Origin of the sequence: Veillonella parvula (genome assembly GCF_001553335.1) — a bacterium.
Lineage (GTDB): Bacteria > Bacillota > Negativicutes > Veillonellales > Veillonellaceae > Veillonella > Veillonella parvula_S.
The window spans coordinates 31,958-45,429 of sequence record NZ_KQ960798.1 but is presented as its reverse complement, the minus strand read 5'-3'; the positions used below and the strand labels follow the sequence as shown (position 1 = coordinate 45,429).

At 39.5% G+C, this 13,472-nt stretch carries 9 protein-coding genes; 6 read left to right on the top strand and 3 right to left on the bottom strand.

Annotated elements, in window-relative coordinates; all coding sequences use genetic code 11:
- The first annotated feature begins 7 nt into the window (after positions 1-7).
- Both HMPREF1865_RS06330 and HMPREF1865_RS06325 read left to right on the top strand, forming a co-directional pair.
- Positions 8-1,489 (top strand): amino acid permease, encoded by a 1,482-nt coding sequence (locus HMPREF1865_RS06330; protein ID WP_060919576.1) that lies wholly within the window; start codon positions 8-10, stop codon positions 1,487-1,489.
- Positions 1,490-1,714: 225 nt separating this feature from the next.
- Positions 1,715-2,032, top strand: coding sequence for a YbjQ family protein (locus HMPREF1865_RS06325; protein WP_004692937.1), 318 nt, complete (start codon positions 1,715-1,717; stop codon positions 2,030-2,032).
- Positions 2,033-2,269: 237 nt separating this feature from the next.
- Here HMPREF1865_RS06325 and HMPREF1865_RS06320 read toward each other — a convergent pair whose 3' ends face one another.
- The 3 genes from HMPREF1865_RS06320 to HMPREF1865_RS06310 form a co-directional block, all read right to left on the bottom strand.
- Entirely contained in the window at positions 2,270-5,332 is a 3,063-nt protein-coding gene (locus HMPREF1865_RS06320) for an efflux RND transporter permease subunit (RefSeq protein WP_060919575.1), read from the bottom strand.
- Positions 5,329-6,393, bottom strand: coding sequence for an efflux RND transporter periplasmic adaptor subunit (locus tag HMPREF1865_RS06315; protein WP_060919574.1), 1,065 nt, complete (start codon positions 6,391-6,393; stop codon positions 5,329-5,331). Before HMPREF1865_RS06315 ends, HMPREF1865_RS06320 begins: the two co-directional genes overlap by 4 nt.
- 429 nt (positions 6,394-6,822) lie before the next feature.
- Positions 6,823-8,178 carry a hemolysin family protein gene (locus HMPREF1865_RS06310; RefSeq protein WP_060919573.1) on the bottom strand — a complete coding sequence of 452 codons (1,356 nt, stop codon included), beginning with the start codon at positions 8,176-8,178 and terminating at the stop codon, positions 6,823-6,825.
- A gap of 301 nt (positions 8,179-8,479) precedes the next feature.
- On the opposite strand from HMPREF1865_RS06310, the gene HMPREF1865_RS06305 reads away from it, so the two are divergent.
- The 4 genes from HMPREF1865_RS06305 to HMPREF1865_RS09415 form a co-directional block, all read left to right on the top strand.
- The gene (locus HMPREF1865_RS06305; RefSeq protein WP_060919572.1) at positions 8,480-9,079 is read left to right on the top strand and encodes a class I SAM-dependent methyltransferase; all 600 of its coding nucleotides are present in this window, start codon (positions 8,480-8,482) and stop codon (positions 9,077-9,079) included.
- 304 nt (positions 9,080-9,383) lie between these two features.
- Positions 9,384-10,562, top strand: coding sequence for a hypothetical protein (locus HMPREF1865_RS06300; protein WP_060919571.1), 1,179 nt, complete (start codon positions 9,384-9,386; stop codon positions 10,560-10,562).
- Positions 10,563-10,896: 334 nt separating this feature from the next.
- Positions 10,897-12,930 (top strand): LTA synthase family protein, encoded by a 2,034-nt coding sequence (locus tag HMPREF1865_RS06295; protein ID WP_060919570.1) that lies wholly within the window; start codon positions 10,897-10,899, stop codon positions 12,928-12,930.
- 98 nt (positions 12,931-13,028) lie between these two features.
- The coding region (locus HMPREF1865_RS09415) for a glycosyltransferase (RefSeq protein WP_155640506.1) at positions 13,029-13,472 on the top strand (444 nt) is incomplete at its 3' end.

Here is a 13,472-nt window from a genome sequence, read left to right as displayed (position 1 = left end):
GTGACCCATGTCTGAAAATCATAATAGTAACGTAGAGTTTACGTCTAACAAAGATCAACACCTAAAACGGTCCTTAAAAGCGCGTCATATGAATATGATTGCTTTAGGTGGTGCTATCGGTACAGGTTTATTCGTTGCCGGTGGTGAAGTTGTAAGTACAGCAGGCCCTGGTGGTGCGCTAGTAGCTTACGGCCTCATCGGTATCATGGTTTATTTCCTCATGACATCTCTTGGGGAAATGGCTACGTACTTGCCAATTCCAGGTTCCTTCGGGACTTATGCAAAACGCTATGTAGACCCTGCCTTTGGTTTTGCCTTAGGTTGGAATTACTGGTTTAACTGGGCTATTACCTTGGCTGCTGAAGTATTAGCAGGGGCGCTCATCATGAAATATTGGTTCCCTGATGTACCTGCCATCGTATGGTCTGCTCTGTTCTTGTTCATTTTATTCGGCTTGAACTATTTATCTACTCGTTCCTTTGGTGAAAGTGAATATGTGTTCTCTAGCATCAAGGTAATTACCGTATTCGTATTCTTATTCTGTGGCTTCATACTTATCTTTGGTATCGGTGGCACATCTCCAGGATTTGCGAACTGGACCGTAGGAGAAGCTCCATTTGTAGGTGGCTGGGAATCTATTCTGGCTATCTTTATGGTAGCAGGTTTTTCCTTCCAAGGGACTGAGCTAATCGGTGTAGCCGCTGGTGAAGCGGAAGACCCTGAAAAGAACGTGCCAAAAGCGATTAATACAATCTTCTGGCGTATTCTATTATTCTATATCGGTGCTTTTACGGTTATCGGTTTCTTGATTCCGTACACAGATCCAAATCTATTGAATTCTAGTGTAGAGAACGTATCTATTTCTCCATTTACACTCGTATTTGACCGCTTTGGTTTTGCCTTTGCTGCTAGCTTTATCAATGCTATCATCTTAACGGCTGTATTGAGTGCTGGCAACTCTGGTCTGTACTCTTCTACGCGCATGTTGTACGCACTCGCTAAGGAAGGTCAAGCACCTCAAATTTTTGCTAAGTTAAATAAACGCGGCGTTCCAGTACCTGCGTTAATCTTAACGACAGCAATCGGTTTATTTGCGTTCCTAACAAGCTTTATCGGTGAAGGTACAGCTTATACATGGATTGTTAATATCTCTGGTTTATGCGGTTTCATCGCATGGGTTGGTATTGCAGTATCTCACTATCGTTTCCGCCGTGCTTTTATTGCACAAGGCAGAGATCTTAGTGAATTGCCATACAAAGCGTGGTTATTCCCAGTTGGCCCAATCTTGGCGTTCATTCTTTGCGTCATCATCATCTGTGGTCAAAACTACTCCGCTTTCACAGGTGATACCATCGACTGGTACGGCGTATCCGTTGCCTATATTGGCTTACCAATCTTCTTCGCAGTGTACCTTGGTTACAAATACATCAACAAAACTAAAGTTGTGCCGTTGAAAGAAGTTAACTTAGACCGCGATTTTGATAGATAAAAATATAAAATTAGACCTGTTCATTATGAAAGTAGTGAACAGGTCTTTTTTTGATGTATAATATGTAAATTTTTGATGTATAATATGTAAATTTTTGATATATAGTATGTAATTTTTGGAGATATACTATGTAATTGTTTTATGTGAAAGCTATATTTGTTTTTATCTAAAAGTCTTGTTATAATAAATTAAAATATATTGTAATCAATTAGAAAGGATACAATTATGATTATTACAACAACTATGCATATTGAAAATAAACCTGTACAAGAGTACAAAGGTATTGTATTTGGTGAAGTCGTAGAAGGCCGTAACTTTGTGAAAGATTTCATGTCTGGCATTCGCGATATCGTTGGTGGTCGTAGTGGCAGCTATGAAGATTCTTTGATGAATGCGCGCAAAGCAGCTCTCGACGAAATGTCTCAACGAGCTTCTAAATTGGGTGCTAATGCTATTATTGGTGTATCCTTCCAATACAGCACAGTAGGTGCACAAAATGGCATGCTTATGATTACATGCAATGGTACAGCCGTTGTAGTTTAATAAATAATAGACTAAGTCAGATATAATTATTAATATAATCCTAAGGGAAATAAGTAAGTCGTAATGTATTATTGTGACTAAAAAAACAGCAGGGGAAAGCCCTGCTGTTTTTTTATATGATATTTATTAAAAAACCCCCTATAAAAAGTATTAGAAACTTTTATAGGGGGTTTTTTGTATTGTGGTTTATCTATATATCTTATAGATAATAAAAAAGCAGAAATAGTTACTGCTTTTTTATTTTACCTTATACCAGCTTGCATACATGACTGGTAATACGATGAGTGTTAGAACCGTCGCCACTAGTAAGCCGCCGCTGAAGGCGATGGCTAATGGACTCCAGAATACAGATCCCATGAGAGGAATCATGCCTAAAATCGCTGCGATAGCGGTAAGCATGATAGGGCGGAAACGAAGTGTAGCGGAGTTGATAATCGCTTCACGAGGTTCTTGTCCTTCTGCCTTGTGAATTTCGATTTGGTCTAACAAGATAATGGAGTTACGGATGATCATACCCGAGAGGGCGATAATCCCTAGAATAGCCATAAAGCCTAACGGCGTTCTCGTAATATTGAGTGCTAATACAACACCGATTAACCCCAATGGAGCAGTGAGTAGAGCCATTATCATGAGGGCGATACGCTTTAATTGGAACATGAGGATTGTCATGATTACAAAGAGCATAATTGGCATTGGTGTTAATAGCTTTTGAACGGCTGTTTCGCTCTTTTCAGCGGCGCCGTCTAGGTCAATAGAATAGCCTGTAGGCAAGGAATCGCGAATGTCTTGTAAGGATTTGTAAATCTCTTTCGTTTTCGCATTACCCAATATACCTGCTTTTACATTGGCATGCACACTAATGGTTGGCATCATATTGCGATGCCAAATAATACCATCCTCTTGTGTCATGGTAATGGTTGCAATTTGGCTTAGTGGTACATAGGATCCATTTCCTGTTTGAATTGGCAAGGATGAAAGAGCACTTAAGTTATGTTGCTCGTTGTCACCTAAACGGAAGGTAACAGGAATGGTTTGGTTCCCTTCGTAGTATTCACCAGATTTAGTACCAGACAATAGACTTTGCAAGTGCAAGGATACAGCATAGCTATCGATGCCGAGTAAACGTGCCTTGTTTTGATCGATGTGAATATTGGCTACAGGTTCTGTATCTGGCCAGTCAAAGGCGATATTTTGTAAGTCTTTATCGTCTTGCATTTTAGCTTTTACTTGATTTGCAATTTCTTTTACCACCTTTTGATCAGGGCCAGCAACGCGAAGCATGACTGGAAATTTGGATGGTGGACCGATTTGTAAGAATTGCGTATTTACAAGGGCCGATGGGAATTGCTCGTTTAAATAAGGAGTCAATTCAGCATAAAGTTTATCGCGATCCTCTAAGGATTTTGTGACAATCACATATTGCAAGAAGTTGTTCCGTTGCAATTCCGGTTCCAAGGTGAGGACGAAACGTGGAGAACCTTGCCCAATGTAGGAGGTGAAGGTTGCAATGCGTTCGTCATCTTTCAAATGTTCATCGATGAGTTTTGCTTGGTTAGCAGTATACTCGATGGACGAGCTTTGAGGAAATTGCATGGATATAATGATTTCATTACGCGTTGATGATGGGAAAAATTCCTGTTTGATCAATGGTAGTGAAAGCAAGGATAAAACGAAAGCTCCTAATGTGGCCAGCAAGACTACCTTGTGATGTCCTAGAGCCCAATGTAATAGTTTTTCAAACTTATCATAGAAGGTTACATTGAGCTTATGCATGATACGGTCTCGTTTAGTCCATTCCGATTCTGGCTTGGGAGCCTTGTTTTCGATGATTTTATAACCCAATACAGGGCTGACGAGAACAGAGGCAAACCAAGATAGAATAAGTGCCATAAATACAACGATAGATAGGGATTTTGTAAACTCTGCTACCATACCTTGTGCCAATGCTAATGGCAAGAAACCTGCACAGGTAATGAGCGTACCCGATAGCATTGGAAATGCTGTAGATTGGTAAGCAAAGGTAGCTGATTTAAAGTGACCCCACCCTTCTTCAAGCTTAACGCTCATCATTTCTACAACGATGATGGCATCGTCTACTAGGAGGCCTAAAGCTAGGATTAAGGCACCTAAGCTAACCTTATGTAGATAGATGCCGCTTTCATACATCAAGATGAACGTCGTAGACACAACGACCGGAATGGTGAGGGCTACAACGATACCGGTTCGTAAGCCGAGAGATGCAAAGCTTACGAGCAATACGATGGCGATGGCTTCAAATAAGGATTGAGAGAAATCGCCGATGGATTCTTTAACGATATGCGGTTGATTCGATACTTGATTGAGTTCGAGACCGGCAGGAATCGTTTTCTGTAATTCCTCGAGTTTTTTGTCGATGGCTTCGCCAAATTCGATATTATTAGCCCCTGCATCCATGGAGATGGCGATGCCAATGGCTGGCTTGCCTTTGTAATAGAACTGTGGATCGCTAGGGTCTTGGTAGGTCATGGTTACATCAGCCATGTCACCGAGGCGCAACGTTTGATTGTTGATGCGGATTGGCATATCCCGCACCGCTTGAGGACTATCGAATAGGCCATTGACGCGGAGATATACATTGTTTGTATCCGTTGTAATCACACCAGCTGGAACCATCATACTTTGCTGTTTAAGCGCTGTTAACAGCTGTTGTGTACTGACTTTATAGGATGCGAGTTTATCCTTGTTTATGGTTACATTGAGGGTTTGTTGTTGCACCCCTATAAGGCTGATTTTTTTTACATTAGGAACAGATAAAAGCTGACGTTTTAGGTCTTCTGCTTGTTGTCGTTTTTCTTCGTACGAATACTCATCACCACTGATGGCATAGATAATGCCATATACATCGTCGAACCTGTCGTTGATGGTCGGTCCTTGAACACCTGCAGGCAATGATTTCCATTCGTCGTTGATCATATTCCGCGCTTCTTCCCAAGCGGGACGAATCTTATCGGATGGCAAATCCTCTCTTAAATTGATATAAATAACGGATTTGCTGCCATCTGTGAAAGATTTTGTATAATCTACACCAGGAAGGTCGCGTAGTTTTTCTTCGAGTTTGTCCGTTACCTGATCCGACATTTCTTGTGGAGAAGCCCCCGGCCAAGCAACACCGACCACCATGGTTCGCATCGTAAAATCAGGATCTTCCATGCGTCCCATATGAGTGAATGAGAAGATACCAAAGGTGAGGAGCACAGCCATGAAGTAGTAGATAATGGACTTGTGTTTAAGAGCCCATTCGGCTAAGTTAAATTGTTTCATTGACTAACCGCCGTCCCTTCTTGTAATTGTTGGGTACCTGCGGTGATGACAATGTCACCTTTAGCTAAACCAGATGTGACGATGACGGAGTTCTTACCGAACTCACCAGTCTTGATAGGCACGAGATGAGCCTTCTTATCGCGGATGATATAGACCGCATTATTGCCGTTAGAGTCTTTCACAAGAGCCGTCAACGGAATAGAAATATTGGTACTATCTTTGGTAGATAGATTAGCATTGACTGTCATACCTAGCTGTACCTCTTTAGGTGCATTTTGTAAGGTAATTTTTACGGTATACGTTCTGGCTACAGGGTCAGGCACTGGTGAAATTTCACGTACTACGCCTTGTACTGTTACATCTGGTAAGGCCCAGAAGGTAATAGTAGCAGGGCTTCCTACATGAATTTTACTTAACTCTTGTTCAGGAAGGGCAATGACTGCTTCTGGATCGTGACCGGCCGCTAAGGTACCAACGCTTTGACCGGCTGCTACGACTTGTCCTGCTTCAATATTGAAAGCTGTAATAATACCTGTATCAGGAGCCGTCAAATTAGTATAGCTATTTTGATTGCTGCTCAAATTAAGGCTTGCTTGTGCCTGTTGTAATTGAGCAGATGTGGCATTCAATTGGTTTTCAGCTTGGTCTAATTGCAATTTACTAATTGCTTGTTGTGCATAGAGCTCGCGGTATCGTTTAGCATTGGTTTCTGCCAATTCGTAGGCCGATTGAGCAGCTTTTACAGCACCTTCAGCATTTTGTACCTGAGCTGATGTATCTGAACCATTGATTTGAGCAATCACTTGGCCTGCTTGCACTACATCGCCAACATTTACAAATTTGTTGATGACACGCCCTCCAATTTGAAAGGCTAAGTTTGTTTCTGTTTTATTATGAATGGTGCCTGCATAGCCAGCATCAGTAGTTCCAGACTCTTCACCTATAGTGATGGTACGCACCTTGAGACTTGTATCTTCAGGTGGCTTTTCTGATCCACAACCACTAATAATCGCGGTCCCTATTAATAGGGCTCCTATGGTTGCTATGATTCGTTGATTCATAGAATCTCTCCTTTGACTACCGCATATAAGCCCTATGACACAGAACTACACATAGGTAGTAATCATAGGACTCTATATGTATATTAGAAAACTCTAATTTCTAATTATATATTTTATAGAACATTCTGATTATATATTTTATACAATTTAATAATACTATATTTATATTGAAAGTTCTAGCCTTTATGCAGAAAATAAAAGAATTATATACTTAATTTATATAATTGATGATAATTTTTAACGATAATTTTTAAAAGTAATCTATATTTTGCTAGTATATGTATTACTTATATTATGAATACAAAATTATAGCAAAAAAGTGAGTCCTCTATTGATTAAATTGTATCCAAAAATATGTACAATTTTTGGGGTACAGTTCATAGTAAGAGAACTCACTTCTTTAGCTTTTGTCTATTTATAGTTTGAGTTTTATTTTTCTTCTTCTTGTTCTACAATAGGTTCTTCATAGGTTACAAGGATTTTATCGATACGAGTATGATCCATATCGATGACTTCAAAGGTATAGCCGTTCCATTTTGCCTTGTCGAGTTCCTTTGGAATACGACCAAAGAGGACGTTTAAAAGACCGCCCATAGTTTTGTACAAATCGTCTTCTTCACCTGGTAATTCTTGATCGATGTGAAAGAATTCTTTAAATTCATCTACGTTGAGAAGACCATCTACGAGCCATGCACCATCGCGTTCGATGATCTTGTTTTCTTCTTCCTTGATTTCTTCCTCACCGGAAGGCATAAGGCCTACGATTTCCTCCATGATGTCATGCAAGGTGACAAGTCCAGTAAAACCACCATATTCGTCGAGGATAATTGCTTCATGAACGCCTTCTGTACGTAGAACGTTCAATAATTTCATGAGTGAAATGGATTCAGGAACGAGAACAGGTTCTTTCAAACAAGCTTTGATGATATCGTGAATGGAACTTTCACTAGGACGTTGCATAATTTGAACTAATACATCGGATACGGTAACGAGACCCTTTAATTCATCTAAGGAATCAGTACCTACAGGAATGCGGTAATGGTTGGCATTCTTGAGGACCTCCATGATTTCGTCTTCCGTGCCGTTAAGATCAATCCATTTGAGCTGTGTACGAGGCGTCATGATGTCACCTGCGTTCATATCTGCAAGATGGAAGATATTTTCTACGAGGATAGGTTCTTCCTCTTCGTAAGCACCCATGGCAACGCCTTCGGTGAGCATCTTGTTGATTTCAGACTCTGTAACAGGTGCTTCTTCTTTTACAGTAACGCCTAGAATTTTTAAGAGGAATTCTGTGGAAATGCCGAGGAAGCTAACGATTGGTTTCAACGCCACAGATAGCCAGTAAATTGGTTTTGCTACTACAACGGCAATGCTTTCAGGGCTATTTAAGGCCAAGCGTTTAGGCACGAGTTCGCCGATAACGAGGGATAAATAGGTAATGATGGCAACGATAATGAAAGAGCTTATAGAGGCTGCGTATGGTTCGATGCTTGGAATATTTGATACTAAAATTTCTTCTAATGGACTAGAGAAGGTGGCACCAGAATACAAACCAGTTAAAATACCTACGAGGGTGATGCCGATTTGAATGGTAGAGAACATTTCATTTGGGTTCTCTGACAATTCAAAGGCTGTTTTCGCGCGTTCATTGCCTGATTCTGCCAACTCTTCAAGTTTACGTTTTTTCGCATTTACAATGGCTAACTCCGTCATGGAGAATAAACCATTTGCGATGATTAATACGATGATAATGATAAAATCTAAGGTCAGATCACTGTCCATGTAAGTAGATACTCCTTTTTAATGACATATAATTCTGCACATGAGAATAATAGAAATATTACTCCTAGTATACCATATTGACATTAATAAGTGTTTCCAGCACAGAAAAAGGAGGGGTGCCGCCCTCCTTTTTTCCTTTTGCATGCATTAAACGCTACAAAAACATTTATTTTCTTCGTTATCTATCATGATTGATTTTAATTTGTAAATAGTACCCTAATAAGGGTATAGTATGTATAGAAATTAAGATTAGTATTAAATATTAGGTCATATATTTTGGCCTCGTGATTGGATTACATAGATGGCAACAGAGCAAGAGTGGGAAAGTGTATTACAAATTAAAACCTCTGGTCGCGATGATAGTCGTTCCGATACGGAGCATCATCCGTACGAGCCGACGGATTATTGCGTGCTGGAGCGCTTGGCAAATAGCGGTCATATTCGCAAGAAAAATACGCTCATCGATTATGGCAGTGGCAAGGGCCGAGTGAGTATTTTCATGGCTTACCAAACGGGCTGCCATTCTATAGGCATCGAATACGATGAACGGCTCTATGAAAAGGCTTTGATCAATGGTGAAAGCCCTGCTGCTCGCAATCGTGTAAGCTTTGTACTAGGTGATGCGGCGCTCTATGAATTGCCAGATCAGGCTGATCGATGCTTTTTCTTTAATCCCTTTGCACTCCATACGATTAAGCGGGTACTAGGAAATATCTTTGATTCGCTATATCATAATCCTCGGGAGATTAAGTTATTTTTCTACTACGTTAATGACGAGGTGGAGAACTTTTTAAATAACCATGTGCGCTTGGAACAAGAGGAAACTATTGATTGTAGTGATCTTTTTGAAGGAAGCGATATAAAGGAACGAATTCTCGTCTATTCAGTTAACTTGTTTTAGTGCAGTAATGTAAGACTTTTATGTAACAATTAGATATATTTTAATGTAACAGTTAATTAAATAACCTCGGTTTGAATAGTATTTTAGTAGTATGAAATGCATACTATTAAGGACGTATTTAAATTGAGGTTTTATTCTATTTTTAAGGAACTTTTACACATATTATTAAGGAAAAAGCAGATAAATTCTGCTATAATAATATATTAGAGATTATAAAATCAATTTATTTTTATGATTCTATACATTGATTCGTATACGCTAATGTAGCGGGTAGGACTGAGTGTATTGAATATAGGAGGTGCATATGGAACTCATCGATACAATGTTGATTGAACGCATTCGTAAAGCGTTAATTAAACGATATGATCGAGATCAACAGATTCAACAAATGATTGAAGAAATTGGTGCAGAGGAAGGCCTTAATGAGACCGAATTATCTATCGTTTACCAAGCTTATTTAGAGGTAAAAGAACGGGTGTATTATACATCTTCTCTCGTTGATTTGTGGAATCAAATTGAAGATGTTCAAAAACGTATGGCCTTATTGCATTCTTACGAATCTTTAGAAGAAGATCTATTTGGCGATGTGCTAGGCGACGATAAGGAAGATATTGTCATTTCTAATACATCTGGACTTGGCAAGGGTGCGAGTCATAATGATGATGCATATGCTATGGAACAGGTACAATTATCTGACGTTCCTGTGCATCATGATTCTACGGTGGGCATGAATCATATTAAATTGAATGAATTAAAATCTATAGGCGGTCTCTTTACTGGTTTTGGTGAAAGCTCTGGTAAGGAAATGGCAGATTTTGAAGATACTGCGATTGAGCACCTTGATGTAAAACCATTAGAAGGCGTTGAAAGCTTAGCAATTTATCATCTAGATGAAGATGAAGCGTTAGATGTAGATGGTCTAGATGAACTTTCAAAAGATAAGAAATTAGAGGAAGCTAACGTGGATGATGAGGATATGTCCTCTATCGATCCATACACGGCGGTGAATGCTTTATTATTTGGTAAAGCTGGTTTAGAGTCCGATAAAACAAATAAGAAGATGGAAAAGCTTCTTAAAAAGAAATTGAAACGCGTTGATGATGAATGGGCGCGTATCAACGGTTCTGAAGATAAGAAATCTAAGGACGATAAAAAATCCAAGGAAGATAAAACATCTAAAGAGGATAAGAAATCCAAAGAAGACAAAAAGTCCAAAGGCGAGAAAAAATCTAAGAAAGATAAAACGTCTAAAGAAGATAAAAAAGAGAAAAAACACAAGAAGTCTAAGGAACAAAAACGTTCTAAAGACGAAGAAAAGTTAAAGAAAAAGAAAGACAAGGCTGAAAAGAAGCTTAAAGTTTTAAATGATAAGTTAAAAACAGTCTTTTTAGCTGATACTTTCAAGAAAAAAGATAAGAAGAAAGACAAGAAAAAGGATAAAAAATCCAAAAAGGATGAATCCGCAAAAAAGCAGAATCGATAGTTTCCGTATGGAATAGTAAGGCCTCTGAAAAGATGGTCAAGGAGAGTGCTAGTGCGAAGAAATCAGCAGGTGCTGAGACTATCGACCGTGGATGCGGTAAATGCAAACGATGTAAAGGTCCTAAATGTAAGAAATATCCGAAATAATTGATAGTTATGTAATTAGTAGAATATTACGTAATATATTACGTAGGATATATATAGCATATATATGTAGTTTATAAATTTTATTACTCATTTAGGCAGTATAGTTATGTAGTTTTGTTACGTTTGTAACAATATAGTTGGATTAGTGAATTAACAATTTGGTTATACGATTCAACAGTTAGGGGTTAATGATGAACCGATGGCAGCGATTATTTGAAGGCATACGAACAGAGATTAAGGTATTTATCTTTTTTTCTGTTTTGTTGACTGCATTTAGAATCGTGTTTCTTGCAGTATTTCAATCACAACTGGCTTCTGTGACGATGGAGAATATCCTCACATCCTTGTGGTTAGGCTTTAGATTGAGTCTCAAGACCGTCGGTCCTTTGTGTTTATTGGGATTTTTAGGGGGGACGTTGGTACATACCTTTGTGCCAAAATGGCCGTCCTTGTGCATTAAACAGGTCCTCTACTCCATTGCGACTGTACTGTTGACCTTCTTGTTTTTGGGGCGCATTCCGTTTTATAAAATCTTCAACTCCTCCTACAATGCGATGCTCATCAACGGTAAAAATGATGATATCGGCGCCATTGTAAATACCGCTATCAATGAATATAATGCCCTCATGTACATCGTTGGAGCCGTTGTATTGAGCGCAGCGCTTTGCTATTTTCTAGTTCGTTTCCTAGCGTGGGGGGCCAAGAAATATAGTGATTACGCTGTTGACCTAAGGAATTGTGATGATGCGGATAATCTAAGAAATAGTGATTCTGCAGATAATCAACGACTTTGTACTACTTGGTATCCTAAGACGAAGAAAACACAATGGATGACGGGCATTGGATTGACTGTCGCTATTGGCGTATTAGGTCTATTCTTTAGATTTGGCGGTGCTTTCAGTTATACAAATTCTATCAACTGGGAAAGTGCGGCCCGTCTTAGTTCCAATCTGTTAAACGAAAATATCCTCGATGATGTACAGGCTCTCTATCGTGTTAAAAGCATTGCGAAACGGACGGCTGAGCTTGAGGTTATCAACTTAACGCTTCAAGAGTTAAATGAAAAAATCACTGCCGTTGGTGGTAAGTTTAACGGTACAAATTTTGACGGTTCTTTCACGAGAACCATTACGACACAACGATTAGCGGATCAACCGCAGTCTATAAACCTCGTTCTTGGAGAATCCTATGGCTTGTGGCCGTTCCTCGCTGAATATAACGAGCCTGGTGCGTACCTCGTTGAGCAAGGTCGTAAATACGCTGCCAGCCCTCAAGCGATGAGCACGCAACTAGCTCTTGCCCAAGGCACAGGCACGATGCCAGCGATCAATGGTTTGTTGACAGGGATGCCTGATACAGGGCTATATCCTAACTATGAAGGTGAAAGTTTCAAAGAGCCTTATGGTTTAGGCATTGGTCCTGTTATGAAAAAGCTAGGCTACAAGACTGTGTTCTGGTATGGTGGCTTTAGCACATGGCAAAATGTTAAAAACTTTGTTTTATCTCAAGGTTTCGATGAATTCCACGATGCCTCTGAAATGCCAAGCGAAGACGGCAACGCTTGGGGCGTAGGCGATAAAGACTTGTTTAAAGCTATTTCTGCCTACATGGATCAGCATAGAGGGGAAAAAATCCTCAATGTGATTATGACTACCTCTAATCATCCACCGTATAGCATCAATGTGGCTAAGGAAGGCTACGATGTGAATAAGGTAAAGGGTCATTTGCCAGATTCTATCGAAGAAAACGATAAGCAATTGAACGAAATGGGCCATATTTGGTACGCAGACCATGTAATGGGTAATTTTATCGCTCGCGAAGAAACAGCAGATCCGTCTGCACTTTTCGTCATTACCGGTGACCATAGCGAACGCTTTAACTTTGCTCGTGAAGTAGGTCCTAATGTGGCATCTACAATTCCTATTATTTTTTATGGCCACGGCATTCATAAAGATTGGCTTGCGCCTAATGCGTTCGGCATGAGCATTCAAATCATTCCAACCTTGGCGGAATTGGTAGGCCGACCTGGTCAAACCTATGAAGCGATGGTACCAAGCTTGTTTACACAAGAGGAATTTGTATTTAATCATAGACTATATCTTGATAAAAGTGGCAAAGTGTTAGAACAAAGTGCGAGCATGCCTCAATCCTATGGGGATATGATTAAAAACATGCGTGAACTTGCGGCATGGCGCATTAAACATGGAAATAGTATTAAGTGAGGAACATTTTAGCTAATGATATGTAGCTAGAATGAACTATATAAGTTTGAGAGTTTGTAAAACTAGTTTGGCTAGTACATGTGTAAGAGGAGCATGGAATGGAGTTAATTTCGGTCATTGTACCCGTCTATAATGTGGAATCTTATATTGCAGAATGTATTGAATCTATTCAAAACCAAACCTATATGAATTTAGAAATCATCTTAGTAGATGATGGTTCTAAAGATATGAGTGGTGACATTTGCGATCAATATGCAGCCTATGATGAACGCATCAAGGTCATCCATCAAGAAAATGGCGGAATTAGTGTGGCTCGTAATGCAGGCATAGAAGCGGCAAATGGAGATTATATTGCCTTTGTGGACTCCGATGACTATATCGCCTCTAACATGTATGAAGACATGTTAAGCATCTTGAAAGAGAACGACTTAGATATTTTGGAATGCACTGCTTTCAGAGATAAAAGTGGCGAAATTATCGAAGGTTGTAATGATGGTTCTTTAGAAATTTTCAGTCGCGATGAAGCGCTAAAAATGGCTATG